This is a genomic window from uncultured Erythrobacter sp., assembly GCF_947502395.1.
Taxonomy (GTDB): domain Bacteria; phylum Pseudomonadota; class Alphaproteobacteria; order Sphingomonadales; family Sphingomonadaceae; genus Erythrobacter.
Genome location: NZ_CANMZM010000002.1, coordinates 16,439 through 40,753 on the forward strand (window position 1 = coordinate 16,439; position 24,315 = coordinate 40,753).

Below are 24,315 nucleotides of genomic sequence, written 5' to 3' on the forward strand. Positions count from 1 at the left end.
TGTCCCAGTTAGACCATTGAGAAGATCAGCCATCACTCGAGAGAAATCATCGTCAAAATCCCTATAATTTACCCATTATGTGTGATATTTTCACACACATGAAAGATTTCACAGAACATTTTGACGGGAATGATCGAGCAATCCTCAAGGCGCTACAGCGAGACGCGACCATTTCGCTCGAAGCTCTGGCTGAGACTCTGAGCCTTTCAACCAATGCCTGTTGGCGGCGTGTCAAAAAGCTCGAAGCGAGCGGCGTGATAGAGAGAAGGGTAGCACTCGTTTCTCCAGAGGCTGTTGGACTGAATGTCACGGTTTTCGTCTCGGTGAAGACCGATAACCACAGCGCTGAATGGCTGACCAGGTTTGCCGATGCCACCTCTCGGGTAGCAGAGGTGGTCGAATTCTATCGGATGGCCGGAGACGTGGACTATTTGCTCAAACTGCTGGTGCGCGACGTCGCCGATTATGACCGCGTCTATAAGAAGCTGATCGCTGCCGCTTCACTCGCTGATGTGTCCGCCAGTTTTGCAATGGAGCGGATCAAGTATGAAACGGCTGTTCCGATAACTTAAAGCATGCAGAGCTGGCTGTATGCAGATTTGTCCGGACAACTCTTCCCAATCAGGCAGGAGGCGCGTAGGTTAATGCCCATGTCAAAGCTCTCAACAATGATCGCAATTGGGCTCGCAGTAATAGCGCACCCGACCCTAGCCAATGACACCATCCCTGCTGGGATCTGGACCAATACCGAGGATGCTTACTTCGCCGAAGAAGAAGGTCGCGAGAAGGCCGATTGGGTTGGGATCGAAGTCGGTGAGGATGGCCAATGGCGGATGATCGACGCCTTCGGCGCATCCAAGAGCGTTTGGTCTTCCGAACCCATACCAAACTTGTCACCGCGTGCAGGAGGCGGCTGGCAGATCGGAGCAAGCGAACTTCGCAAGGCTCGCGCAATGTCCTGCTGGGTCTCGGTCAAGAAGTTTGCTGGCAAACCCAACGGCGATGCCGACTGGGCCTTTGCAAACAAACTCAAGATCTTTGATCAAGGCGGGCGAGTGCTGGTTGCCGGTGAAGGCGTGGCACCCGATGTCACTATCCGGGTGCGCAATGTCACTTGGGCACGTGGGAGCCGCAACAAACCCTCGCTGGTTCTTTACATTCACAAACAGGACCCAGTCCGAGCAGAGAGTTATTCTTGGGCTGCGCCCGACGCCGATCTGATCGGCGTAAACCTTCGCTGGGTCCAAGCAAGTTGTAGCCGGGAGGAAAGCTGAACCATGCAATCAACACGCGCAATATTTATTGAGACCGGCGGGCCTGAGGTCATCGAGTGGATCACTGAAGAGCACCCTGCTCCTGCTCCGGGTGAAGTCACTATCGAACACCGCGCGGTGGGTCTCAACTACATCGACACCTATCACCGGCGCGGGATCTATCCGGTCGCTTTGCCCAGCGGGATGGGGCTTGAGGCAGCAGGGCGGATCGTCGCTCTTGGTGAAGGAGTTGAAGGCTTCAAAGAAGGCGACCGGGTGGCGACGTTTGGGCCACTCTTGGGGGCCTATTCCACGCATCGCAACATTGGTGCAGAGCACCTGTTCCTTTTGCCCGACTCGATCGATGATCAAACGGCAGCTGCGGCAATATTGAAAGCCTGCACTACCGAATACCTCGTAGAGCGTTGCGGGAAGGTCGAGGCCGGATGGCCAGTGCTTGTCCATGCAGCAGCGGGTGCCACCGGGCTGCTACTGGTCCAGTGGCTGCATCATATAGGAGCCGAAGTGATAGGCACGGTTTCTACCGACGCGAAGGCTAAAGCCGCCCGCACGGCTGGGGCAGATCATATAATCTTCTATAAAGAAGAAGACACTGCCGCGCGAACGAGAGAAATCACGGGCGGGAAAGGTGTTCGTGTTACCTTTGATGGAATCGGCAAATCAGCATGGGAAACTTCGCTTGATGCAACTGGACAGCGTGGATTAATTATCAATTTCGGTAATGTTAACGCACCAATCGGCGAGATTGATGTTGGCGTTTTGGCGCTCAAAGGCTCGCTCTACAACACGCGACCGATGCTGTTCCATTACTACGAAGATCCGGTGGAGCGCGCCGCAGGAGCCGCTCGGGTCTGGGACATGTTCGACAACGGCGCACTGTCTGTGACTATTGGGCAGACCTACGCATTGTCCGATGCAGCCCAAGCACACCGCGATCTGCAAGCGGGCAAGACGACTGGCTCGACCGTACTCCTGCCATGAGCAGGATTGCCCCTATGCAGGTCGAGGACCTGCCGCCCGCCACCCGCGAAGCGCTGACCTATGCGCAAGGGATCATGGGATTTGCGCCCAATGATGTGCTGACGATGGCGCATTGGCCCGAACTGCTCGAGGCGATGGAGCGGTTGGTCCAAACGATCTACAAACCCGGTGCATTAGACCCTGTGCTCAAGCGACTAATTGCGACGATCACCAGCGGGGCGGCGGGATGTCGATATTGCCAGGCGCACACCGCGCATGGTGCTGTCCAGATGGCCGGAGGGGAGCGGAACAAAATCGCCAAGGTATGGGAGTATTCTACCGACCCTGCATTTTCGGATGCGGAGCGTGCCGCGCTGGACCTTGCTTTGGCCGCCGGGTCGCAGCCCAATGCAGCAACTGATGACCATTTCCGAGAGCTTGAGAAGCATTTCTCCAAACAGGAAATCATGGAGATCATGGGGGTGATCAGTCTATTTGGCTTCCTCAATCGCTGGAACGACACGCTAGCCACAGAGCTGGAGGACAAGCCTCTAGACTTCGCAAGCTCAACCTATTCAAGCGATGTGTGGGAGCCCGGCCGGCACCGGCGCAGTTAGCTTTTCCAGGCGGCCCCGCCAACCCAATCACCTGCGACGCCGAGGAAGTGGTCGACCTTGATTTCATCCCATACCCCAGCAGCAAAGTAGGGATCGTTTTCAAAGGTTTGGCGCGCATCGGCTTCATCCTCGGCCTTGATGATCAGCAGGGAACCAACGGTTTTTTCGCCATCCTTTAGCGGACCTGCGACCGCAATCTTCTCCAGAACCGTTTCAACATACGCAAGATGATCCGCAAGAAGGCGTTCGCGCAGGCTCGCTCCATTGGCACCATCACGGCATAGAAATGCAAACAAGGTCATTCAGAGCTCTCCTGTGGCGGGGTGAAGACCGATGCATCAATCGGGTCGCCGATGGTTATTTTCTCCCAAGATACCACATTGTTGATTACACCATCGTACAACAAGGTAACGGAGCGGGCCTGCACCCATCCGCTTTCGGGTAACCGAACAAAATCATCGTAAATGCGCTCATGAAAGCCGCGTGGGCTGTCGAAGGCCATATAGCGGACAAAACCGCTTTCACCGTCAAATCCAAAAAGCGTTTCCTGACCTCCAGGATCGGTGATGCGCACGATGGAAACGCTGTGGCCAGCAATGGTGCGCGGCGGCACAAAGCTGAGCGCGAAGCCTTCATCGAGCGCTGAACGAATGATCCCAAAGCCGAAATTGTTCGCCCAATAGGCGTCGGCTTGGTCTTTGGGCATGATGCCGTTCTGGGTCCAAGTGGTCTCACCATTATAGCCGACCTCGAACAGGGTTCGCCCCCCGTCTTTGGCAACGATCCGAACCTTGCCATCTGCGCCGTGCGCGACCGTGCGTCCGCGTTCAAACTCGCGCCACATGCGGTAGTCGTCGGCGGTGGAGCTAACCGCTCCAGTGGCGGGGTCGAAGAAGGTTGCCATGCCTGAGAGTTGGAGCGTTTGCGGGTCGACAAATGTATCGCCGCCATGCGCTGTCAGTCCGCGCTCGATGACATCTCTTGGGGTAAGTGGGCTATCAGCCTTCACAGATGCAGCGCTCAGCATGCAAAGCGCGAGAAGTGTCATGATCCAACGGGTTATCATGCGCCCACCTCCACCAGTTCTAACAGTTCGCCGCCCGCACCAATCGTGGTCGCCGATCGTCTGCCCTGGTAGAGCGGTCCATCGCGCGCTGTCGGCGGGTTGATCCAGTCGACATCACAAGCGTCAAGATCGCGAACTGCCAAGGTGACCAGCGCATTGCCAGGTGGAAGGCAACCAGAATGGCGGAGCCTTTGGGTGGTCTGCGCAGGGTAATCATCCACCTCCACAATCGGCATTCGTTCATGTTGAACCATGGTGATCATCGTCTGCGTATCTGCTGGAAGGCCAAAGGCGTTGTTGATCATCGAATAGGGCAAAGTGTAGTCCGCCCCGCGCGTGAGGCCGACCTTGTCACGGTACCATTCAACACTCGCATTTCGGTCCGGGGTCGCCAGAACGACAATGAAAATCCGGTCTATTGCTGATCCTGCTCGCGGCAAATCAGTCCCTGGCATATCGTTCAGCACTTGGTTCAAATAGACCATTTCGCGGCCTGTCCCGAGCACCTGCATCGGGATGAAGGCGGGCTCAATGTTCTCAAGCTTCTTGGGTGGGCCAACGATGTTGAAACCTGCCTTTTCGACCACCTGTGGCCAATGCCAAACATCTTCAACGGTGCACTCAAACGCCGCCCAGCCGTGGCTTCGCGTGGGGAGAAAGTCGGGATGATCCGCCTGCTCGACTAGGCGGAACCAGCACGGCTCTCCGCTCTTAGGTCGCAGCACAGCGTAAGGAGCGCCTGCATTGCCTGCGCATCCCCAACTCGCGGCCAGATCATCCGGCAATGCGCCTTGCTCGACCACCTCAAGCCCAAGGCAATCGCGGTATCCGCGCAAGGCCGCTTCGAGATTGGGAACGGTTGAAAGCCCACCAAGGATCGTCCCGTGAGCGATGCTCATTGGCCGAACTCTGGCTTACGTTTCTCGACAAAGGCGGTGGTGCCTTCAAGGAAGTCAGCGCCTGTGAACGCCTCGCCAAATATTCGCAGCGTGTCTGCGTCATCGCCGCTTTGACCATCCAGAACGCGACGGACAAACTCCTTGGTTTCTCGGATCGAATGCGGGCTTGCGGCAAGCAGGGCGTTAGTGAGCATCTCAGGCGTATCGGTGATTTCTTCGATCAGACCAATCCGCTTGGCCTCCTCCGCATTGAGCAGCATGCCAGTATACAGCATCCGCTTTGCGTGACCCGGTCCGACCAGGTCAGTAAGCAGTTTCACGTCATGCAAGGGATACACAAGGCCAAGTTTTGCAGGCGTAATCCCAAAGCGCGCCTTTGCACCTGAAGCAACGCGAAGATCGCACGCCAAGGCAATACCGCAGCCACCTCCAATGCAATCCCCCTCCACCACGGCAACCGTCGGCAAGGGAAGCCGCGCCAGTTCAAACTGCACCCGATTGATCGCCGTCTGATTGCGGGCGCGCCAGTCAGCGTCGTCCTTGTTCGCGAGCAATTCGCTGATGTCAGCCCCTGCGCAAAACGCGCCGCCCGGTTTGGCCGAACGGATGACCAACACCCGCACCGCGTCGCTCTCGCATGCCTCGCTAAGCAAAGCAGGCATTGCCTCCCACATCATCATGTTGAACGCGTTGCGCTTGTCGGCGCGGTCAATCAGCAGGCTCGCAACCGGCCCGTCGATCTCAAGGCGTAGATTGTCGGTATTGAAGCTCAAGCTGGGTTCTCCGCCATAAAGTGATCGGCGATTGCCTTACGTGTCGTCACCCAAACCCCGTCATGCATGCGGACATGTTTGAAGAACTCCTCAAGCGCCCAAATACGGCCCGGGCGACCGATAATCCGCAAATGGAGGCCCAAACTCATCATCTTAGGGTTCCCTTCCTCGCCCTCACGATAAGCTTGATCAAAATTCGCCTTGGCATAGTCGAGCCATTGGTGAGGCGTGAGCGCGGGATCGGTCCACATCTTCATGTCGTTGTTATCGAGTTGATAGGGTACGATGCACATAGGAGTGCCGGTCGTCTCACGGTCCCAGAAGGGCACGTCGCCGGAGTAGTCATCCATGTGATAGGTAAAGCCCTCTTCCTGCAAGAGTCGCCTTGTGTTGTCGGTCAGCAGATAGCGCGAGAGCCAGCCATAGGGCCGCACGCCGCATGTCTGCTCAATGCTAGTCACAGCTTTGCGGATGAACTCGCGTTCCTGATCCTCGTCCATCTTGAATTGGTGCACCCAGCGCCAGCCATGGCTGACCGGCTCGTGGTCGAGTTCAACAATCGCCTCCGCAATCTCAGGATGGTTCTCAAGGCTCAGTGCGGCAACCGTCCAACTCGCCATGATGTCATAGCGTTTCAAGAGTTTGACGATCCGCGCAGCGCCCGCTTTGATGCCATAGAGGTAATTGGATTCATTGGAATAATTGCGAATCTTCGACTTCACAAAGACGCCAAGCTCATCGACGGGCTCCATCCCGCGATCGCCGCGCGCGATGGTCATCTCGCTGCCTTCCTCGACATTGACCACGACGCTAAGGGCAAGCTTTGCCCCGCCCGGCAAATCCATGCGCTCTTCCACCAAAGGCATCAGTGCATTTCCTCCCCGCCGCTCACATTGAGGGCCTCTCCGGTAACATAAAACGCTTCATCGCTAGCAAGCCAAAGGCATGCGGCCGCGGTGTCGCTCGGTAGGCCAGGCCTTCCCATTGGATTACGTGCACTCATATTGGTGAGGTAATCCTCAACGGTGTCGAAGCCGAGGAGCTTAGAAAAATAGTCATTCTGCTTGGCTCCCAGCCCAGTGGTCACATGGTTGGGGCAAATCGCATTGACGGTGATCCCATGCGCGCCAAGCTCAACTGCTGACGCGCGGGTCAAACCCACCATGCCGTGCTTTGACGAGACATAGGCGGGCAAATGCGGAAAGCCGGTTTTGGCCGCTTGACTAGCGATGTTGATGATCCGGCCACCTCGATCTCTTTCAACCATCGCGCGCGCCGCGGCTTGCGTGCAGTAGAATGCGCCGGACAGATTTACGCTTAGCACTTGGTCCCACTCATCTGCGGTATCGACTTCGAGCAAAGGCTTCATCTTGAAACCGATACCAGCGTTGTTGACGAAGACATCAACGCCGCCAAAAGCCTCAACCGTCGCCTCAATCAATCCAGTGCACTGATCAGCCTTGGAGACATCACAAGCGAATGTCGCAACCTTGGCGCCGCGACCGTGAAGCTCTTGCGCAACAGCGTCTGCCTCGTCGTCAATGGCAAGGTCAGACACCACACAGTTCGCACCTTCATCGGCGAAGGCTTGCAAGATTCCCTGCCCCAGCCCTTTCTGTTTGCCAGAGCCAGTAACAACAATCGTCTTTCCGGAGAACTTGCCCACGATCAAAGATCCTCCTTACAAATCTTCTGTCAGGATGAATTGCGGGCCGTCAGCATAGTCCTGAAACGGCGCGGCTTTGGCTTGAAATTCAGGGTCCGACACGTCGGCGATGAAGTCGTCCATATTGGTGATGTCGAGCACCTCGAAATAGGCATAAGGCGGCGGTGTATCGGGGTCTCCGAACAGTCCGGTTGCCTTGTGAATGGTAAAGCTGTTGACCGACGGCAGCGCGCTTGCGGTGGGCACATCCTTGGTCTTGGCCCATTCTTCATATTCGGCGATGTCAGTGCCAGCTTTGAGGTTGAAGGGTACGATTATTCTCATGTCGTCTCTCCCATAGATTGCGGAGCGCGATAGGCGCTGAGTTTGTTGTCAATGTGTCTTGCGAGGCGGAATAGGCCGGCCTCTGCACCACCCGCGCCAATGATCTGGATGCCGACTGGAAGGCCGTCCCGCGTCCAGCCAGCTGGGATGCTGATTGCGGGAAGTCCGGCAATATTCGCAAGGCAGGTGAAGTCAGCCTGCGCGGCGGGCTCTGGATCAGAATGAGGAAAGGCTGTATTTGGGACAGTGGGAAGGATCAGGAAGCCGTGTTTCTTCACGATGTGCTGCACCTCGAACTGCATTTGATTGAGCACATCCATATCGAGCGCGAGTTTCTTCTCAGGCCGATCTGGCCCATAGGTCAGAAGTTTGCGCAGGTTGGGTGACAACCCCTTCACACCCTCAAGGTCCGCCGCCATGTTCAGCGATGTCTTGATAAAGCCAGCAAAGCGAATGCGCGAATTACTCTCGCTCAAGCTCGTTTGCTTGGGCTGTGCTGGCAGGACTGAGACCACTTTTTCATAGACACCGGCGACCTCAGGATCAACCTCGACTCCATGCTCAACCAGGGTCGCGCCTGGTCCAGCTATGTCTGCTTCCCCGAAATCGCTCATCACCCGCGCAACCCGCTCGAGCGTGTCGAGATCGCGCGCCAAGGGACCTATCGCGTCAAGGCTTGGATCAGCGGGGATGAGCCCATCCTGACTCACCGCGCCGGTTGCAGGTTTAAACCCATAAACCCCGCAATGCGCCGCCGGAATGCGGACCGAGCCCATGGTATCAGTGCCCAACGCGATATCGCAAAGGCCTGCTGCGACCGCTGCACCGCTGCCTCCCGATGATCCACCAGGGGAGTATCCTTCGCGGTGGGGGTTGTAGGTCGGCCCAAAATGCGGGTTGTCAGTCTTTGAGCCCAGAGCCCCCTCTTCCATGTTGAGAATGCCAGAGATAACTGCGCCCTCTGCGCGAAGCCGCTTCACCACCTCAGCGTCGGCATCAGCAACCCGGCCTTCCCAAGCACCGACCCCCGCGTGAAACGGCATGCCCTTCACAGAAATATTCGCCTTCACTCCGATGGTGAGGCCCGCAAGCGCACCCTCCCCGCCAGAGGCGTTGTCGTCGCGGTAAAGAAAGGCGTTGTAGCGGTCGATCATCGCGTCGCTCAGACCCCTCGCTCGTCGATCAGCCGAAGCGGCTTTTGACGTTTGTCGATCTCGGTCACCGTTGCTGTGGCACCGGGCTCGCAAAGCTGAACTTCAACCTCGACACCAAGCCCTTGCTTGAGCGTCTCTGCAAGCGCGCCCGCATCCGTCCCACCATTGCTTTCGAGCGTAACACGCATCGCATCGCGCTGGCTCGCATCGCGGCTGAGGTGGCAGACATATTCGCCGGTAAGGTCAGGCCGGTTCTCAATGATCGCACCAATCGCATGGGGAAAGACATTGATCCCGCGCAGCTTCACCATATTGTCACTGCGCCCACGAAAGCCTGCGATCCGCTTGAACGCAATCTCGCCGCGTCCATCAAGCTCGTGCGTTATGTCGTGGGTGTTGAAGCGGATGCAGGGCGCGATGTCGTCTTTATAGAGGCAGGTGACCACCATATCGCCGGTTTCGCCGTGCGGGACGGGTGCGCCGCTATCGATATCGAGCAGCTCCAGGTATTGCGCGTCCTCCCAGACATACATGCCGTCGCGCTCCGGGCCCTCGCCTGCAATCGAGCCTGTGTCGCCGACCCCGTACCAATCATAGGCTTTCGCGCCGTGCCATGCGTCTTCGGTTGCTTGGCGGTCCTCTGTGCCCAAATGCCCGATAATCATACGGATATCGATCTTGTCGAACAGGCCCAACTCCTCAGCCGTGCCTGCCAATTTGCGGACGTAATCGACAAAGCCAACCACCGCCGTGACGCCAAAATCGGCCATCAACTGCACCTGATTGGCGCTGCGCGTTTCAATGCCGGTGCCAGCGGACAGGAAGATCGAATTGGTGAACTTGGTAACGGCTTCACGGATATAGTGCCCGCCGTTGATCATGCCGTGGCCATAGACCGAATGTACAACATCGTCGCTCGACAAGCCCATCCAACGGTACATGCGACCGACAAGCAGATTGCCAACCTCGCGGCCCTTGGGACCAAACATCAGAACCTGCGGCTTACCCGTAGTTCCGCTGGTCGTGTGGAAAATCACTGGGTCGCGCGTTGCCGCATCGCCCATGCCGTGAAAGTCGCCATAGGGCGGATAATCGGCGATGGAGGCCATAAGGTCAGATTTATCGTAGACAGGCAGCTTGGCGATGTCTGCAAGGCCCCGGATATCGCCGGGTTCGATCCCTTTCGCGTTCCATAAGCGTTGATAGAAGGGTACCTGCCAACCCTTCACCATCAAGCGCTTAAACTGCGCATCCTGGATCGCAAACAACTCATCCCGGCTCATCGCTTTGTAGCGAGAGACAAACTCCTCTCCGACCGGATAGTCGGCGAGCATTTGCTTGTGATCGAGCGCTTCAAAGTAAGTCGGATAGGTCATTGCGGGTCCGTGAAATAGGCAAGAGGATCATCGAACAGGCGCACATCTGCGCCCGCGGGTGCAAGCTCGCGCGCGAGGTCTAGTTTCGCAGCCGCTTGCTCTGGCGAAAGCGGGTTTTCCGGGCTGCCAAGCGTGTGTTCAACTGGGTGGGTAATGCTGCTGCCGTCGGTCTTTGTGACGGTGAGGCTCTGCGGGAAGAGCGCGTTTCCATCTGTGTTTCCGTCATCAACCAAGCGCACCTTTGCCGCAATCTCGGCAAGCTTGGGGTCGGCAATGTCTGCAGGCGTGAACCGGCGTGGATCGACCCGCCCGTCGGTCAGCATCAGTGCGCTGAGATAGGGCATGCACAGCCGCGCCCATGCAGGCGACATCTCGGGTGAATATGCGCGGTCAACGAGGCGGCGAATAAGCGGCGGGCAGGCGAGTTCAATCGCGGCCACTTCGTCCGGATTGATCGCAATATCCGCTAATTTGCCGAGCGCGGCATGGCTGGCCCGACCCGATGGGAATGGCTTGGTACTGACCTCGGCGATTCGCCACACCGATCCAAGATCGGCGGTGTAGCGGGTGAGGTCGCCACTTTCGAACAGCTGGAAATACCCAAACGGCCCTTCGAGTGGGTCTTTGGGTGCGCCAAATCCCGCGTTTGCAAGGTCGCTTGCCATAACAGCAGCGCGCGCCGCGTTGGCAATTTGAAACGGGAGCGTCTCGCTGCCCTCAACATGCGCCTGCATGGTGCCGGCCGCGCTCGAATAGGCAAGACCGAGCGCATCGGCGAGCGGCGCCCCTTCGATGCGCGCAACCGCGAGCGCTGCGCCCATCACGCCGCAAATGCCGGGGCGGAAAAAACGCATCGCGCTGTCGACGCACAGCCCTAAGCCCGATGCGACATCGACGCCAATGGACAGTGCGAGCAATGCCCCCTCAGGGTCGCATCCTCCGCGCCGATCAATCGCCGCCCCAAGCGCTGCGGTGGCGACGCTCATCGCGTGGACCACGGCGGGTTCGTGAACACCGTCCCATTCAAGGCAGTGGACGCGGTATCCATTGACGAACGCAGCAGAGGCAGCGGGAAGCTTCTCGGACGTCCCTAACAGTCTGCTTTCTTCCCCAGCACCAAAGGTCCGTGCAGTTTGCAAGATAGCTTCTTCGCCTGGTGCGCCTACCGCTGCTGCTCCTATAGCAATGGTGTCGCTGAGCAATCGGACCGCATCGTCGCGCACACCCAAAGGCAGCGTGTGCTGCGCCCCGGCGAAGGCCAAGATTTGTTCGGTCGGGCTCATGACAGCCACTCCAAGAGCATCGCGTCTATTGCAGACGCATCATCGCCGTGAAGCGCGAGTTCGACTGCCCGATCTGCTTCGGCAGTTGCGAGGCCACCCCAGTCTGCCAGCGTGCGCATCTTATCGATGATGTGGTTCTGCGAGACGGGCCTTTCGGGGTCGCCCAAAGTGTCTTTGAGTTCAAATCCGTTGACCCGCGCTCCGAAGTGAGTGGGGTAATTCGCTGTGATTTCAGGATCTTCAGCCACGGTTACCTGAGCCCGCAAATCCGCGAGCTCAGCGATGGCATCTTCAGTGAAGTCCTCCGGCTTGGCCTGCCGTCCATCAACCACAACCGCGACCGCATGCTGGAGCGAGAATTTGGCTTCGAGCTCGGTTGCGGGCTCTGGCCGATCACAAAAGGTCAACGCGTCGCGGTACGTCTCAACATAAAAGGGCGCGACCAGCTTCCCTGCTTCACGCGCCTCTAAGGCCGCATCAATGGCGGGGTGGGCATGGCGGCAGGCCGCAAAAGGCTTGAAGCTGACTTCGTTAATCTGCCAGCTCTTCTGCACCAAGGCAAGTTCACCCGCCCCTTCGATCATTGCTGCAAAGAGCCCTTGGGGCCCTTCAAGTAAGGCAGCGGGCCCTGTCACTCCAGCGTTGGCATGATGCGCGGCATCAATCCCTGTCCGCATCGCGTGATATACGTGCCATTGCTTGGTCAGAACATCATCGTGACGCATATGCCAAAAGCCACCAGCAACCGAGCCCGCATTGCCAAGCGCATCGGTCATATTGTCCTCACCAATGCCAAGCAGCGAGCCAGACGCTGCAGCAGACCCAAACACGCCAGCCGTCGCCGTGGGATGCCAATGCGCATAGTGATGCGCATCGAGCGTCAAACCGACCGCGATCATCGCTTCATATCCGCGAACGGCCGCCTCAAGCCGCTCGTCCAACGAGACATCGGACTTACTCATCGCTGCTGGCCAAACCACTGGCCCCGGATGGAGAAGCGCGGCGCGGTGAACATCATCCATCTCGAGCACATTGCCAAGACAGCTCGCTCGCTCCCAACCAGACCCGAACAATTTTGCCGCAGCCCCCGCCGCATCCGACTGCCGAGCCCCGGCAACGCAGGCCAACCAATCTAACAAGTGCATTCGCGCACGTGACTTATCGCTTTCACTAACGGTACACGCTAGTCCGCGAGAGAGTTGCGAGAGCAGCGGTTCGCTCATACAGCGATCCTCTGCCTCGAGTTTGCAGATTGGAGATTGAGTTGGCCAACGCCGCCACGCCTCTGAAAAAGAAGACGCCTCGCTACATGCAAGTGGCTGGCGAGTTGCGCGAAGCAATCATCGGCGGCCGGTACGAGAATGGTCAGCCCTTCCCGACCGAAACCGCGCTGTGCCGTGAGTATGACGTGAGCCGCTTTACCGTGCGTGAGGCACTCAAGCGGCTTGAAATGGAAGGCCTTATATCGCGCAGACGTGGGTCTGGCACAACGGTTCAACCCGCCTCCGCACGAGGCGGCGCGCTTCATCAGCCGCTGTCCAATGTTGGCGAGCTTCTCCAATATGCCCGCGATAGCGAAGTCGTCTACAAAGAGATCGCCAATGACACGCTTCCTGCCGAAGTTGCCGAACAGATTGGCGAGGACACCAAGGGCAACTGGCGCAGCTTTCGCGGCACCCGTAGGCAGGCCGCCGATGCACCTCCCATCGCCGTCACCGACGCCTATTTCCATGAGAGCCTTGGCGGGGCCGTCGATCAGCTGGACTTGGCAGCGGGCACTTTGTTCAGCCAGATCGAACAATTGGCTGGCGTCACCATCGGCCGCGTCACGCAAGATATTCAGGCGATTGCTGCTGATGCTGAGACCGCCGATGCCTTGGGCATCGAAAAGGGTTCGCCCGTCTTGCGGATCATCCGCTGCTATCTCGATCCCGCCGGCAAAGTCTACGAGATTTCGGTCAGCCACCACCCAGGAGACCGGTTCGCCTACGCGATGCATATCGACCTGGACAGCTAACGCCGTCATCTTCCAAGCTCCGGAGTAGCGCCAGGGATCCATTCCTCGCCTACAAATCGGATTGGCGGGGCGATGTGATGCGCTCCGTCGCTGCCTTCAACAAGGATTCGGCGTTCAGCAATATGCGGTTCGTCCAGCGCGTCGCGAAAGTTCAGGACCGGAGCAAACGCGACATCCTTGTCTGTAAACCATTCGACCCACTCATCGCGGGTACGCGTCACAAACGTATCACGCAGGAACTGAATCAACTCACCTTGTTCTCCCGCTTCACGCTCCGCGTGCGGGATCAAATCCTCTCGTTTCAGGGCTGCGAGCAGGTTTCGAGCGAACTTGATCTCTCGCCCACCGAGCGCGACATGCTTGCCATCTGCTGTTTGGTAGACCTGATAAAAGCCTGCACCACCCAATGACCTTTGGCTCGCCGAAACCGGGCTTTCGCCGCCCGCAATAGCGCTGCCAGCGGTGTGTGCGCACCAGGGCAAAATGCTGTCGAACATCGCGCAATCGATATAGGCGCCCTCGCCTGTGCGATCACGCCCTACCACGGCCATCAGAACCGCCGACAAAGCCGTAAGCCCTGCGGCCATATCGGCGCTCGGAGCGCCTGGGACCACGGGCATTCCGTCAGGCCCGTCATTGACCGCGAGAAAGCCTGTTAGAGCCTGTACCGCCATATCGTGTGCAGGATGGTGCGCTAGCGGCCCCTCCTGGCCAAAGGCCGAAATCGAGCAATAGATGATGTCCGGTTTGACTTGCTTGACCGCGTCGTAATCAAAGCCAAGGCGTTTCATCACGCCGGGCCTAAAGCCTTCGACAAAGACATCGGCCCCTTTGCAAAGCTCGACAAGAGCTGCTTTTCCTTCCTCGCTCTTGAGATCGAGAACGACGCTTTCCTTGGCACGATTGAGGTTAGCGAACCAGACTGAGTGCCCAGCCTCTTTGGGCTCCATCATGCGCGCTGGGTCACCCGCTTGAGGCTCTACCTTGATAACCCTTGCACCTTGATCTGCCATCATGACGGTCATCATCGGCCCAGGCAGAAACTGGGTGAGGTCGACGACGGTTATTCCGGAAAGCTTGCCCATAGTGCGTCAGATGATGCCGCCTGAGCGCATTTTTGCAATGTCCTCAGTCGAATATCCCAAATCCTCAAGGATAGCATCGCTGTCTGCGCCAAGGGTTGGTGCAGTACGGTTGGGAAGGCGTTTGCCGTCAAGCTTGATCGGGCTTGCCAGCACGTCAATCGAACCCTTCTCAGGATGCGGCACTTGATCGCGCATTCCGATGGTCCTGAGCCACGGATTGTCGAGCGCATCGCCGAGCTCATAGACCGGAGCCACAGGCACAAATCCGGCCAGCAGGTTCTGCCAATGCGCCATGGGTTCCTTCAAGAATTCCTCGTCGAGCAACTGGGTGAGGACCTCTCGGTGTTCCAGACGGTCAGCATTCTTCGCAAAGCGCGGATCATCACGCAGGTCTTCGCGCCCGATCCGATCTACGAGAATGTCCCAGAATTTGGGAAGCTGGCACATGACGAACATCCAGCCGTCCTTAGCCTTGAACATCTGGCTGGGCGTTGCTGTGGGGTGAGCGCTGCGCGGGGTGCGCGAGGTTTCGTCGCCCTCATTCATATACCACAGCGCGGGATAGCTAGTTTGATGCACCGCCGCGGAGAGGAGGTCAATGTCGACATCACGGCCTTTCCCCGTGCGCTGCGCGTCGACCAAGGCCGATAGCAACCCAATCGTGAACAGCGTGCCGGTCATAAAGTCGACCATCGAGAGGCCCATACGCTGCGGCTCGCCGCCGGGCTCTCCGGTTACCGCGCAATAGCCCGCCTCGGCCTGCATGAGATAGTCATATCCCGGCCATGTAGCCCGCTCATTATCGCGGCCATAGGCTGACAAATGCGCGCAAACGAGGGCGGGGTTGATGTCCTTTAACGCGTCATAGGTCAGGCCCAATTTCTCCGGCAGATCACCGCGCATATTGTTCGCGACCACATGGCTTTTCGCAGCCAGTGCTTTGAAAACCTGCTGCCCCTCTTCGCTGCGAAGGTCGAGCGTGAGAGATTTTTTATTGAGGTTAAACGACTGAAAATAAAGACTTTCACCCTCGCTCAGAAAATGCGGGCCAACCGCCCTTGCGGTGTCACCTCCACCTTTGCCGCCTTTGCGCGGTGGCTCGATCTTGATCACCTCAGCGCCAAGCTGGGCTAGGTGCATCGTGCCATAGGGCCCAGCGCCATATTGCTCAGCGCTGATAACCCGAAAGCCCTTGAGTGGGAGGTGCATCGCTCTGCCGCGCCCGGACTAAATCTGGTTTTCTTTGAGATGCTGTTTGGCAATAATCATCCGCTGCATTTCGTTGGTCCCCTCACCAATGCACATCAACATGCTGTCCCGGTAATAACGCTCGATATCGTACTCCTTGGAATAGGAGTAGCCGCCGTAAATCCGCATCGCTTCCTGACTGTTTTCGACCGCCGCTTCGGAGGCGAAATATTTGGCGATGCCCGCCTCTTTGTCGCAGCGCTCACCCTTGTCGTAGGCAACCGATGCATCGAGCGTCAGCAGGCGCGCCGCGCGTGCCCGCGTCACCATTTCTCCGAGTTTGAGCTGAATAGCTTGGTGCTGCGCAATCGGCTTGCCCATGGTCTCGCGCTGCTGAGCGTATTCGGTCGCAAGGCGCAGTGAACCTTCGGCGAGGCCCACACCACGAGCCGCCACATTGATCCGGCCAAGCTCAAGCCCGCCGGTCGCTTGGAAGAAGCCCTGCCCCTCGACGCCGCCGATCAACTGATCTGCCGGAATGACATAGTCTTCCATGATAAGCTCAGCGCTATCGATCGACTTATAGCCGAGCTTGTCGAACTTTTTGCCGGTGGAGAGGCCCCCAGAATCATTGGCGCGCTTGTCGGCGATGAAAAGGCTCATACCCTTGTAGCGCGGGTTTGCATCGGGATCGGTCTTCACCAGCATGGCAAAGCAATCACCGTTCAAAGCGTTGGAAATCCACGTCTTGGTGCCGTTGAGAACGTAATCGCCGTCCTCGTTCTTCTTGGCCACCGTGCGGATCGCCTGAAGGTCGGTCCCCGCATTGGGCTCTGTCAGCGCAAGGCCGCCGCGAATTTCGCCGGTCGCAAATTTGGGCAGCCATTTCATCTTCTGTTCTGGCGTACCAAAACGCTCTACGGCTGCCGCCATAATGAGATGCGAGTTAAAAATGCCGGTGATCGCCATCCAATAGCTGGAGATGCGCATCACGATCTTGGCATAGGTCGTCGCAGGCAGACCAAGGCCGCCGTATTCCTGACCAATAGTGGCGCCGAACAGGCCCATCTCGGCCATCTGTTGGACCAGTTTTTCCGGCCAGATATCGCCGTGATCGTGGTCTTTCACGACAGGGATCACCTCACGCTCCAGCCAGCGATCAATCGCGTCCATAAAGGCGCGCTCTTCATCGGGATCGATGGTGCGGATCTGGTTCTCTAGCACTGCGGCGGTGGCCATTGTCTTAGTCCTCTAAAGTCTTAGTCGTCGAGCGAGCCAAAGCCGCGACGCCACACCAAAACGGTGCGCTTATAATGGCTTACCATTTCGCCATGCTGGTTTTTGGCAATCGTCTTGAAGGTCACAATGCCTTGTTCTGGGCGGCTCTTGCTTTCGCGTTTCTCCAGAACCTCGCTCTCACAATAGAGCGTGTCGCCAACAAACAGCGGCTTGGTCATACGCACTTCGTCCCAGCCAAGATTGGCAATCGCCTTACCGCTCGTGTCTGACACGCTCATGCCTGTCATCAACGCGATGGTGAATGGGCTCACCACAAGCGGCTTACCGAATTCGGTGTCCTTGGAAAGCTCATAATCGAAATGCGCCGGGTGCGTGTTCATCGTGAGCAGCGTAAACCACACATTGTCGGCATCCGTAATGGTGCGTCCGGGTCGGTGCTCATAGACATGTCCGACTTCGAAATCTTCGAAGTAGCGCCCTTGCACCTCGCGGAAACGACCCGGTGCAACTTCAATAACTCCATCACGCATGTTGATGCGTCTCCTCAGTTCCCGGCGCGCGCAAGCACGGCCCTGTATTTCTTCACAAACGGCGCCTCGAGCATCTTACCCTTGAACCGGATCGCGCGTTCACCACCTGCCTTGTAGGCATCAAGCGCTTCGCGGGCTTCGGCGATTTCCTGTTCGCTCGGCGCGAAAGCTGCGTTGGCGTGCGGCACCTGGCCCGGGTGGATAACGGCCTTGCACAGGAAGCCGAGCGCGGCGGCGCGCGCACATTCCACAGCAAAACCCTCTTCGTCATCGAGGTGAATATAGGGCACATCGATCGCTGGCTTGCCCGCTTCTGCGCAGGCCAAAACCATTGCGTGGCGCGCGCCCAAAAGCGGGTCCCAAGCAAGGTCAACACCCAGTTCGCTGGAGAAGTCCGCCCCACCAAGCATTAGTGCCGACACCTTGGCGTGGCTGACAATTTCGAGCGCGTGACGGAGGCCACGCGGAGTTTCGACCAGTGGCACAAGGTCCGGACAGCGTTCGCCCAGAACGCCTGCAACGACATCGAGCTCGACTGCAGATTCCACCATCGGCACCATCAGAACGGATGGCAGCACCGCAGTGTCACCCATAGCCGCTAAGTCGCGCACACCGGCCAGAGTGGTTACCGCGTTAATTCGGATACCCCAGCCCTCGGGTGCATCAGATACATGCGCGAGAGCAGCCTCGCGTGCGCTCTCTTTATCTTCGGTCGCAACTGCGTCCTCAAGGTCAATAACGGTTAGTCTCGCGCCAGCCGCTTTAGCCTTCGCGAACCGGTCCGGCCTTGAGCCGGGAACAAACAAAAGACTCGCTGCAGAAAACACGCCGCTCAGTTCCACTCCTTGACTTTGCAAATCCAACCCAAACTTCAGCCTTCACAATTTGTCCGGACAAATATAAAGTCAAGGACGAAATGCTTAAATGTCCGGACAAATCCGGTCAGGTTCGAAATTTCGGAGAGATCACATGAAGCCAATCAAATCGCTTATCGTTGCCGCTGGCCTATTTACCGGCTCTCTCTTTGCAACGGGGGCGGCACAAGCACAGATGCTCGATCCTTCGGTCCCTGAAGAGGCACTGGAGATTTCCAAGCGTCTACAATGCGGTGTTTCTGAAGACGAACCAGCTGTTTATCACTGGTCGGGCAATATCTATGGCCGCACGCCTGGCGAGCGTGACAAGCTGCTTTTCAAAGGCGAAGGGATGAACATCCGCCGCTGTGTCGAAGTGACCGACCCGGAACGCGGCACGGGTTGGCGCTTGATCAGTCGTGAGGTCATGTTGATGCTCGATCCAGAGACCGGCGAAGTCGCCGACACTTGGGAAAACCCCTACACTGGCAAAACTGTTGATGTGATGCAGATCCACAACGATCCGGTGAATGGTCGCCCCAATTTCCCAAGGGGTAGCGACGGCGCACCCTTCCAAATGTCGACTTTGCGGGAAAGCGGGCCATACGTTTTTGTCCCGTTTGAAGTGCCGCTGTTCTACCCCAACCCACTGGCAGGCGAATACCAGCAGTTTGTCGGCAATATGTATCATGCAGTTGAGATCTTCGACTTTGCCGCGTTGAAGAGCGATCTCTACGATTCTTCGACACCGACAGCCTATCCCATGATCAGCTGGGTACGCATCTCGCCTTGGGCCCCTTGGATGGAGATGGGCGGTCGTCCGGGGCAAATGGTCTTCAACGCCATGGGTCAAAAGCTTCCCGGCGGATTTGAGGAACTGCCTGATGTGCTCAAGAATGAAATCCGCGAGAATTATCCGATCTATGAACAAGCCCCGCCAAAGGATGATACGCGCCGCAATGAGACGACCTGGACCAAGTTCAAGCTCTTGACCGACCAGGCGCGCACGGCCGCAGCCGAGGGAGCCAAAAGTGGATCTGAACACTCTGGTCACTGATCGAGAGGTCGCCGATTGACCTGGTTAGCCACACCAACGCGCCGCGCCTTTCTGGCGGGAAGCTCGGCGGCGATAATCGCCGGAGTGGCGCCCCGTTCGGCCTGGGCCAAAACCGAGGTCGATGTCGCCATAATCGGCGCAGGTCTAGCGGGTTTGAACGCAGCGCGCATTTGTGAGGATGCTGGGCTGTCAGTTATGGTCCTGGAAGCTGAAAACCGCATCGGCGGACGGCTCCACACCCTCGATGATCTGCCCGGCAAGCCTGATGCCGGCGGAATTCAGATCGGAGCTGGCTACAAACGACTGCACACAACCGCTGGCGAGCTCGGCGTCCAATTGTCGAGCGACAGCGGCGCTGGTGCTGGAAGGGTTCAGACGCCGGGCAATCTCTACTGGATTGATGGTAAGCGCTACACCGCTGAAGCGTGGACAAGAACTGAAGACAACCCATTAGTAGACCCCGCCTACACTGCGGAACCCGCGCGGCTCTTGCGCAAGTTTGCGAGTGGTCTCGCGCGATTTGAGAAGCCTTCAGATTGGCTCACGCCGGAGCCATACTCGGACATTTCAGTCAAATTGGCGCTTGCCAAAGCCGGAGCCAGTCCAGAGGCGCTGCGCCTGATTGGGGCCAATTTCAACGGCAACTCGCTAGACACAATGTCGCAGCTTCACCTTGCACGCAGTTTTGCAATTTTCCGTGCAGGAGCAGGGCCCGTCTCCACCGTCGTCGGCGGTTCGCAGCGCTTGCCCGAAGCGATGGCTGAGGCCCTAAAATGTGACATACGCTTGGGCGAGACAATTGAAGCGATCGAGGAAAGCGATGATGGCGTTTTGCTCCAAATTGATGGCGGAAATCTCTCAGGGCTCACCGCGCGGCATGTCATCTGTACCGTGCCCTTTGCCGCGCTTCGCTCTTTGTTTGTCGAAGCACCCGTCTCGCCAGAGATGGCGCATTCCATCGCCCATCTCCCCTACACCAGAGCAAGCTTCGCCTATATCGAGGCCAACTCGCCGTTCTGGCGTGACGACCCGTTCCCCGACACCTTGTGGACCGACGATCCATTGCTTGGGCGCGTGTTTGTGCTTGGTGACGATCCGGCCATGCTCAAAGTGTGGACCACAGGCGCAGGGGCGGATTACCTTGATCGCTTGCCAGCAGCGGTTGCAGAGCAAGAACTGGTCGCGCGGATCGAACAGGCTCGTCCCTCTGCAAAAGGCAAGCTGAAGGTGGCGCGCCTGTTTAGCTGGCGACACGAAAAAGGCGCACGCGGCATATACCATCATATCGGCACCGGCATGACTGCGAACCACGCCGCCGCCATTCAATGGCAAGGCTCACGGCTCCATTTCGCAGGCGAGCATCTCGCAATTGAGAACAGCGGAATGGAAGGCGCGCTAGAAAGCGGTGAGCGCGCTGCGCAGCGCGTGGTCAAGCTCTTGGGTTAAGAAAAAGGGGGCGAAAGCTCTCGCTCGCGGCCCCTTTCTCTTCAGAATGGAATGTGCGGAGATCGCGCCCGGACCAGCTCCAGTTAGTACTGAACCCGCAAGATTGCGCCGAAGCGGCGGCTCAAACGGTTGTTGTATTGGAAGCCGCGCGATTGGCCCGCCCCGGCCAGCTGGAACGCGTTCTGGATAACGGTGCCATTCACCGACAAGCTGCCATTTCCGTTGGTCGGATCGATAAAACGAAGCACACCAAGCGGCGCGTCTTCGTTGGTCAAGTTCTTGCCATAAACCGCCAGGCTGACATACTCACCAAAGTTAAAGGTGATGCGTGCATCAAGCTCAAACGAGCTTCCTGTTTCGGCAAGGTTCTGTACCTGCGCAAAGCGGCTTGAGAGATAGTTGCCGTTCACCGAAAAGATCGTGGAGAAGTTGTCACTAAATTCGGCCTCATAGTCGGCAAAAAACGATGCTTGATGGCGTGCTTGACGAGGCAATTCCTGCCCCACAAGTGAATCGTCACCAAAGACCAAGCCCTGTGTCGCTTCTGCGCCGGAAGTGAAGTTCGTATCGGTCCAGGCATACGTGCCACCGATGGAGAGCCCCGGCAAAGCAGCGGGTGAGAAGACACCATCTAGCTCCAAGCCGAAGATGTCCACATCACCAAGGTTTGCGGTCACAGAACCTGTGGTGCTGTTGGCCCCCAATGCGGCCAGATTCTGCGTCAGCTGATAATCCTCAAGCGCGGAGAAGAACCCAGCGGCATTGAAGACCAATTGGCCATCCATAAAGACGTTCTTCGATCCGAGCTCGAACTGCCAAACGGACTCTTCATCGAATGTGCCGAAGCCGAATTGGAACCCTTGTGCACCGTTAAACCCGCCCGGCTTTGTGCCGCGTGCAGCACTCGCATAGAGCAGATTGTCAGGCGTCGCCTCGAAATCGAGGATAAACCGAGGTGTGAGCGCCCCGAAGGATTCACGCACATCGAATGGGCTGCCGTCAGAAAGCGTGGCCAGTCCTCCGCCGGCGCGATCAAAAACGCGAAGGCGTAAATTTTCGTCTGCGTAACGAAGCTCAGCGGTTGCGGTTAGACGATCAGTCAAGTCAAACGCGACGGACCCGAAGGCTGAATAGTTCTCGATGATCAGTTCCTCCGGATCGTCCGGAGACAAATCAAGTGGACCGGCCGCGTTGAACCCGAACAAGCCGCCAAATGCCGCAGCGATCTCTTGAAGTGCCGCCGCCTCATTTGCGAGAAGCGCCGCTTCGCGCTCAGGCGTGAAGGCGTCAAGAAGGACATCATCGTTCTGTTCATTGCGGAAATAGTACCCACCCACGCGCCAGCGGAACGGACGGTCTTGCGGGGAATCGAGCCGTATCTCAGCAACGTAAGTCTGCTGTAGATCATCGTCATTGGTGGTGAAGTCAAACGGGATGAGGCCAACACCAACAGCCACCGGGCCCGCCGGAAATGGCCCAAAAATCCGGGCAATGCCAAACCGAGTGGTTGCCTGACCATCACTGTCGAGCAAGTCGCGGAATCGCTCCCGCGTATAGCCCAAGGTCGAGACAAGCGTATACTCGCCCAGCTCGAATTCATTGTTGAGCGATGCGAAAAACTCCTCTCGCTCCAGACCTCCACCCTCTCCGATCACATTCGGGATCTGCGGAGCACCGCTTGGGTTGGGTGCTACTGTTGGAACCACGCCTTGGAAGAAGGGTTGAACTCCGCCCAGATCGATGCCGCCCGGCACATTCACATTAAGATCCGGAAAGCCAAGAAGACCAATCGGGAAATGTCCGTCATCGTCTTCGTTGTAAGACAAGCGAATTTTGCTGGTCCAGGTCGGCGTAGGCCGGACTTCAAGCGTTCCGCTCACTGTGTATGATGACTCATTGCCTACCGAAGGGTTGGCATTGCTGGGGATGTCAAACTCGCTCTCAAAATCGTAGTATCGCGCAGAGATCGAGAAAAAGACCTTATCATCGATAATTGGACCGCGAACGTTCCCAAGAATCTCGTAGAGATCATCTTCGCCCACTTCGACACTCAAGGTTCCGCCAAAATCATTGGTCGGCTGACGTGTAGTGATGTTGATCGCACCGGAATAGGTGTTGCGTCCAAACAGAGCGCTCTGCGGTCCCTTGATGATCTCAATCGTATCGATGTCACCGAAGTTCAGACTGCGAATGGACTGTGTGACGTTCACGTTATCAATAAAGACCGACACACCGGAGTCCCCAAGAATGTTCGCCTGACCACGTATGATTGGCCTATCAAACTGGCGACCAAAGGGCGTATCGAAGATGAAGCCAGGTGTCCGGCGAGAGATTTCCTCGATGTTCTGAATGCCCTGTTCGAACAGGTCTTCAGAGGTGAACGCCGTAACTGCGATCGGCACATCCTGAATGCTCTCTTCAGTCTTGCGAGCAGTCACAATGATCAGATTGCTGTTTTGCTCTTCAGCAGCCTCTGCGTCAGGATTGGCTCCCCCATCCTGTGCCAGCAATGCACCTGGGGTCATAACGGTAGCCGCGAGCAGTGCACCGCGAATGAGCGTTCTCATAGTTTTTCTCCCTTTGATGCGGCATGATCCCAATGCGCCGCATTCCTCGTCCCTTCCCCCTATTTCTGCCCAGCCATAAAAATTTGTCCAGACAAATCTTGAGAAAGATGTGCATTGCGGCCGGTATGAGGCTTCAGAACAACGGCTTCGCGTTGCCAAGAAAAGCTGTGATCAGAAGCAAGATGTAAACCGCCCAAACCCAGATCCTCGTACGATCCATAGTCCTTCTCAGCGGGACTTCGGTCTCATCGCTCGATCCTTGTTCAAGCACTGCGGTGAGTTGTGCACCTACGGGCTTAAACGTCACATCAATCATGATAGCTGCAACGAAAATCAGCCCGAACAAGAGCGCCTTAAGAGCAAGCCAGTCCGGAGCAAGCGGTGCGTCCAGCCAGAGGCTTTGCCCGCCGAGCCAAAGATAGAATGCGCCGATCAGCCACCTCAGCCATCCCTCGATGCGGCGATTGCGGGCGGCTCTGGGCGTCTGGTCGTGACGGTGGGAATCCCACACGAGCCACAGCCAAAAAAGGCCCACGAACCAGGCGCCCCACAGGAGCAGAGCCGGGACATCCCACCAATTGCCAATATCGACAACACTAAGGGATAAGGGTACCATTAAGGCCCACGAGCTTCGCGGCACCATGTCGATCTCAACTAGCAGCTTGAGCAAGGCGATACGCTGATCGAGAGAATAATCACCTCGACGACGGAAGTGCTGCCCGAGAACAAACACCCCAACATCTGCGCCCAGCCAGAGCACAAACAACAGCAAGTGGGCATAGATCAGCATGGGATAAAGCAAGTCGGACATCAATATACTTCCTCATTCGCAAAACTGTTGCCGTAAAAGCGCAGCAGGAGATAGAATCTGTCAATTTGTCCGGACAAATTGCACTTCTGCGCTTGACAAGCAAGATGTTGTCCGGACAACTTTGCATTC

25 protein-coding genes are annotated in these 24,315 nt (G+C 57.4%); 7 read left to right on the plus strand and 18 right to left on the minus strand.

Annotated features, from left to right (window positions below):
• Positions 1–98: 98 nt before the first annotated feature.
• The 4 genes from Q0778_RS06270 (at position 99) to Q0778_RS06285 (ending at position 2,851) form a co-directional block, all read left to right on the plus strand.
• Entirely contained in the window at positions 99–572 is a 474-nt protein-coding gene (locus Q0778_RS06270; protein WP_298334907.1) for an Lrp/AsnC family transcriptional regulator, read from the plus strand.
• 78 nt (positions 573–650) lie between these two features.
• A complete protein-coding gene (locus tag Q0778_RS06275) occupies positions 651–1,274 on the plus strand; it encodes a hypothetical protein (RefSeq protein WP_298334909.1) in 624 nt (207 codons plus the stop codon).
• Between the two features lie 3 nt (positions 1,275–1,277).
• Positions 1,278–2,255, plus strand: a complete 978-nt coding sequence (locus tag Q0778_RS06280) for a quinone oxidoreductase (RefSeq protein WP_298334911.1) — start codon at positions 1,278–1,280, stop codon at positions 2,253–2,255.
• Positions 2,252–2,851 carry a carboxymuconolactone decarboxylase family protein gene (locus tag Q0778_RS06285; protein ID WP_298308717.1) on the plus strand — a complete coding sequence of 200 codons (600 nt, stop codon included), beginning with the start codon at positions 2,252–2,254 and terminating at the stop codon, positions 2,849–2,851. The genes Q0778_RS06280 and Q0778_RS06285 overlap by 4 nt, the downstream gene beginning before the upstream one ends.
• On the opposite strand, the gene Q0778_RS06290 is transcribed toward Q0778_RS06285, so the two are convergent.
• Genes Q0778_RS06290 through Q0778_RS06340 form a run of 11 tightly spaced genes read right to left on the minus strand, consistent with a single transcriptional unit; the run spans position 2,848 to position 12,615 of the window.
• Entirely contained in the window at positions 2,848–3,153 is a 306-nt protein-coding gene (locus tag Q0778_RS06290) for a YciI family protein (protein ID WP_298308713.1), read from the minus strand. The genes Q0778_RS06285 and Q0778_RS06290 overlap by 4 nt on opposite strands.
• The gene (locus Q0778_RS06295; RefSeq protein ID WP_298308710.1) at positions 3,150–3,917 is read right to left on the minus strand and encodes a hypothetical protein; all 768 of its coding nucleotides are present in this window, start codon (positions 3,915–3,917) and stop codon (positions 3,150–3,152) included. The genes Q0778_RS06290 and Q0778_RS06295 overlap by 4 nt, the downstream gene beginning before the upstream one ends.
• Complete coding sequence (locus Q0778_RS06300; protein ID WP_298308707.1) at positions 3,914–4,816, minus strand: VOC family protein; 903 nt, start codon at positions 4,814–4,816, stop codon at positions 3,914–3,916. The genes Q0778_RS06295 and Q0778_RS06300 overlap by 4 nt, the downstream gene beginning before the upstream one ends.
• The gene (locus tag Q0778_RS06305) at positions 4,813–5,589 is read right to left on the minus strand and encodes an enoyl-CoA hydratase-related protein (protein ID WP_298308704.1); all 777 of its coding nucleotides are present in this window, start codon (positions 5,587–5,589) and stop codon (positions 4,813–4,815) included. The genes Q0778_RS06300 and Q0778_RS06305 overlap by 4 nt, the downstream gene beginning before the upstream one ends.
• Positions 5,586–6,455, minus strand: a complete 870-nt coding sequence (locus Q0778_RS06310; protein WP_298334913.1) for a polysaccharide deacetylase family protein — start codon at positions 6,453–6,455, stop codon at positions 5,586–5,588. The genes Q0778_RS06305 and Q0778_RS06310 overlap by 4 nt, the downstream gene beginning before the upstream one ends.
• A complete protein-coding gene (locus tag Q0778_RS06315; protein ID WP_298334915.1) occupies positions 6,455–7,255 on the minus strand; it encodes an SDR family NAD(P)-dependent oxidoreductase in 801 nt (266 codons plus the stop codon). The genes Q0778_RS06310 and Q0778_RS06315 overlap by 1 nt, the downstream gene beginning before the upstream one ends.
• A 15-nt stretch (positions 7,256–7,270) precedes the next feature.
• Entirely contained in the window at positions 7,271–7,579 is a 309-nt protein-coding gene (locus tag Q0778_RS06320) for an REDY-like protein HapK (RefSeq protein WP_298308695.1), read from the minus strand.
• On the minus strand, positions 7,576–8,733 hold the full coding sequence (locus tag Q0778_RS06325) for an amidase (RefSeq protein ID WP_298334917.1): 1,158 nt from the start codon (positions 8,731–8,733) through the stop codon (positions 7,576–7,578). Before Q0778_RS06325 ends, Q0778_RS06320 begins: the two co-directional genes overlap by 4 nt.
• Before the next feature lie 8 nt (positions 8,734–8,741).
• Entirely contained in the window at positions 8,742–10,109 is a 1,368-nt protein-coding gene (locus Q0778_RS06330; RefSeq protein WP_298308690.1) for a phenylacetate--CoA ligase family protein, read from the minus strand.
• Positions 10,106–11,392 carry an MmgE/PrpD family protein gene (locus Q0778_RS06335; RefSeq protein ID WP_298334918.1) on the minus strand — a complete coding sequence of 429 codons (1,287 nt, stop codon included), beginning with the start codon at positions 11,390–11,392 and terminating at the stop codon, positions 10,106–10,108. The genes Q0778_RS06330 and Q0778_RS06335 overlap by 4 nt, the downstream gene beginning before the upstream one ends.
• Positions 11,389–12,615, minus strand: coding sequence for an MmgE/PrpD family protein (locus Q0778_RS06340; RefSeq protein ID WP_298334920.1), 1,227 nt, complete (start codon positions 12,613–12,615; stop codon positions 11,389–11,391). The genes Q0778_RS06335 and Q0778_RS06340 overlap by 4 nt, the downstream gene beginning before the upstream one ends.
• A gap of 29 nt (positions 12,616–12,644) precedes the next feature.
• Here Q0778_RS06340 and Q0778_RS06345 point away from each other — a divergent pair, with 29 nt between their 5' ends.
• A complete protein-coding gene (locus tag Q0778_RS06345; RefSeq protein ID WP_298334922.1) occupies positions 12,645–13,409 on the plus strand; it encodes a GntR family transcriptional regulator in 765 nt (254 codons plus the stop codon).
• A gap of 5 nt (positions 13,410–13,414) precedes the next feature.
• On the opposite strand, the gene Q0778_RS06350 is transcribed toward Q0778_RS06345, so the two are convergent.
• Genes Q0778_RS06350 through Q0778_RS06370 form a run of 5 tightly spaced genes read right to left on the minus strand, consistent with a single transcriptional unit; the run spans position 13,415 to position 18,278 of the window.
• Complete coding sequence (locus Q0778_RS06350; RefSeq protein ID WP_298334924.1) at positions 13,415–14,494, minus strand: CoA transferase; 1,080 nt, start codon at positions 14,492–14,494, stop codon at positions 13,415–13,417.
• A 6-nt stretch (positions 14,495–14,500) separates the two neighbouring features.
• The gene (locus tag Q0778_RS06355) at positions 14,501–15,703 is read right to left on the minus strand and encodes a CoA transferase (RefSeq protein WP_298334926.1); all 1,203 of its coding nucleotides are present in this window, start codon (positions 15,701–15,703) and stop codon (positions 14,501–14,503) included.
• 18 nt (positions 15,704–15,721) lie between these two features.
• Positions 15,722–16,921: an acyl-CoA dehydrogenase family protein gene (locus tag Q0778_RS06360; protein WP_298334927.1), complete on the minus strand. Its 1,200-nt coding sequence runs from the start codon at positions 16,919–16,921 to the stop codon at positions 15,722–15,724.
• 20 nt (positions 16,922–16,941) lie between these two features.
• Positions 16,942–17,451, minus strand: a complete 510-nt coding sequence (locus tag Q0778_RS06365; protein ID WP_298308669.1) for a MaoC family dehydratase — start codon at positions 17,449–17,451, stop codon at positions 16,942–16,944.
• A 14-nt stretch (positions 17,452–17,465) separates the two neighbouring features.
• Entirely contained in the window at positions 17,466–18,278 is an 813-nt protein-coding gene (locus Q0778_RS06370) for a CoA ester lyase (RefSeq protein ID WP_298334929.1), read from the minus strand.
• A gap of 142 nt (positions 18,279–18,420) precedes the next feature.
• Here Q0778_RS06370 and Q0778_RS06375 point away from each other — a divergent pair, with 142 nt between their 5' ends.
• On the plus strand, positions 18,421–19,362 hold the full coding sequence (locus Q0778_RS06375; protein ID WP_298334931.1) for a DUF1838 family protein: 942 nt from the start codon (positions 18,421–18,423) through the stop codon (positions 19,360–19,362).
• A 15-nt stretch (positions 19,363–19,377) separates the two neighbouring features.
• Positions 19,378–20,808 carry an FAD-dependent oxidoreductase gene (locus Q0778_RS06380; protein WP_298334933.1) on the plus strand — a complete coding sequence of 477 codons (1,431 nt, stop codon included), beginning with the start codon at positions 19,378–19,380 and terminating at the stop codon, positions 20,806–20,808.
• 83 nt (positions 20,809–20,891) lie between these two features.
• Here the strand turns inward: Q0778_RS06380 and Q0778_RS06385 are convergent, their stop codons facing one another.
• Positions 20,892–23,375, minus strand: a complete 2,484-nt coding sequence (locus tag Q0778_RS06385) for a TonB-dependent receptor (RefSeq protein WP_298334936.1) — start codon at positions 23,373–23,375, stop codon at positions 20,892–20,894.
• A gap of 133 nt (positions 23,376–23,508) precedes the next feature.
• Positions 23,509–24,186 carry a hypothetical protein gene (locus Q0778_RS06390; RefSeq protein WP_298308652.1) on the minus strand — a complete coding sequence of 226 codons (678 nt, stop codon included), beginning with the start codon at positions 24,184–24,186 and terminating at the stop codon, positions 23,509–23,511.
• Positions 24,187–24,315 lie beyond the last annotated feature (129 nt).

Bases quoted from the DNA above. Each gene is read 5' to 3' on its own strand.
- Q0778_RS06295 (WP_298308710.1), bottom strand. From the start codon at position 3,917: ATGATAACCCGTTGGATCATGACACTTCTCGCGCTTTGCATGCTGAGC.
- Q0778_RS06300 (WP_298308707.1), bottom strand. From the start codon at position 4,816: ATGAGCATCGCTCACGGGACGATCCTTGGTGGGCTTTCAACCGTTCCC.
- Q0778_RS06330 (WP_298308690.1), bottom strand. From the start codon at position 10,109: ATGACCTATCCGACTTACTTTGAAGCGCTCGATCACAAGCAAATGCTC.
- Q0778_RS06310 (WP_298334913.1), bottom strand. From the start codon at position 6,455: ATGCCTTTGGTGGAAGAGCGCATGGATTTGCCGGGCGGGGCAAAGCTT.
- Q0778_RS06270 (WP_298334907.1), top strand. From the start codon at position 99: ATGAAAGATTTCACAGAACATTTTGACGGGAATGATCGAGCAATCCTC.
- Q0778_RS06365 (WP_298308669.1), bottom strand. From the start codon at position 17,451: ATGCGTGATGGAGTTATTGAAGTTGCACCGGGTCGTTTCCGCGAGGTG.
- Q0778_RS06385 (WP_298334936.1), bottom strand. From the start codon at position 23,375: ATGAGAACGCTCATTCGCGGTGCACTGCTCGCGGCTACCGTTATGACC.
- Q0778_RS06360 (WP_298334927.1), bottom strand. From the start codon at position 16,921: ATGGCCACCGCCGCAGTGCTAGAGAACCAGATCCGCACCATCGATCCC.
- Q0778_RS06325 (WP_298334917.1), bottom strand. From the start codon at position 8,733: ATGATCGACCGCTACAACGCCTTTCTTTACCGCGACGACAACGCCTCT.
- Q0778_RS06390 (WP_298308652.1), bottom strand. From the start codon at position 24,186: ATGTCCGACTTGCTTTATCCCATGCTGATCTATGCCCACTTGCTGTTG.
- Q0778_RS06335 (WP_298334918.1), bottom strand. From the start codon at position 11,392: ATGAGCCCGACCGAACAAATCTTGGCCTTCGCCGGGGCGCAGCACACG.
- Q0778_RS06340 (WP_298334920.1), bottom strand. From the start codon at position 12,615: ATGAGCGAACCGCTGCTCTCGCAACTCTCTCGCGGACTAGCGTGTACC.
- Q0778_RS06375 (WP_298334931.1), top strand. From the start codon at position 18,421: ATGAAGCCAATCAAATCGCTTATCGTTGCCGCTGGCCTATTTACCGGC.
- Q0778_RS06320 (WP_298308695.1), bottom strand. From the start codon at position 7,579: ATGAGAATAATCGTACCCTTCAACCTCAAAGCTGGCACTGACATCGCC.
- Q0778_RS06350 (WP_298334924.1), bottom strand. From the start codon at position 14,494: ATGGGCAAGCTTTCCGGAATAACCGTCGTCGACCTCACCCAGTTTCTG.
- Q0778_RS06290 (WP_298308713.1), bottom strand. From the start codon at position 3,153: ATGACCTTGTTTGCATTTCTATGCCGTGATGGTGCCAATGGAGCGAGC.
- Q0778_RS06275 (WP_298334909.1), top strand. From the start codon at position 651: ATGTCAAAGCTCTCAACAATGATCGCAATTGGGCTCGCAGTAATAGCG.
- Q0778_RS06280 (WP_298334911.1), top strand. From the start codon at position 1,278: ATGCAATCAACACGCGCAATATTTATTGAGACCGGCGGGCCTGAGGTC.
- Q0778_RS06285 (WP_298308717.1), top strand. From the start codon at position 2,252: ATGAGCAGGATTGCCCCTATGCAGGTCGAGGACCTGCCGCCCGCCACC.
- Q0778_RS06355 (WP_298334926.1), bottom strand. From the start codon at position 15,703: ATGCACCTCCCACTCAAGGGCTTTCGGGTTATCAGCGCTGAGCAATAT.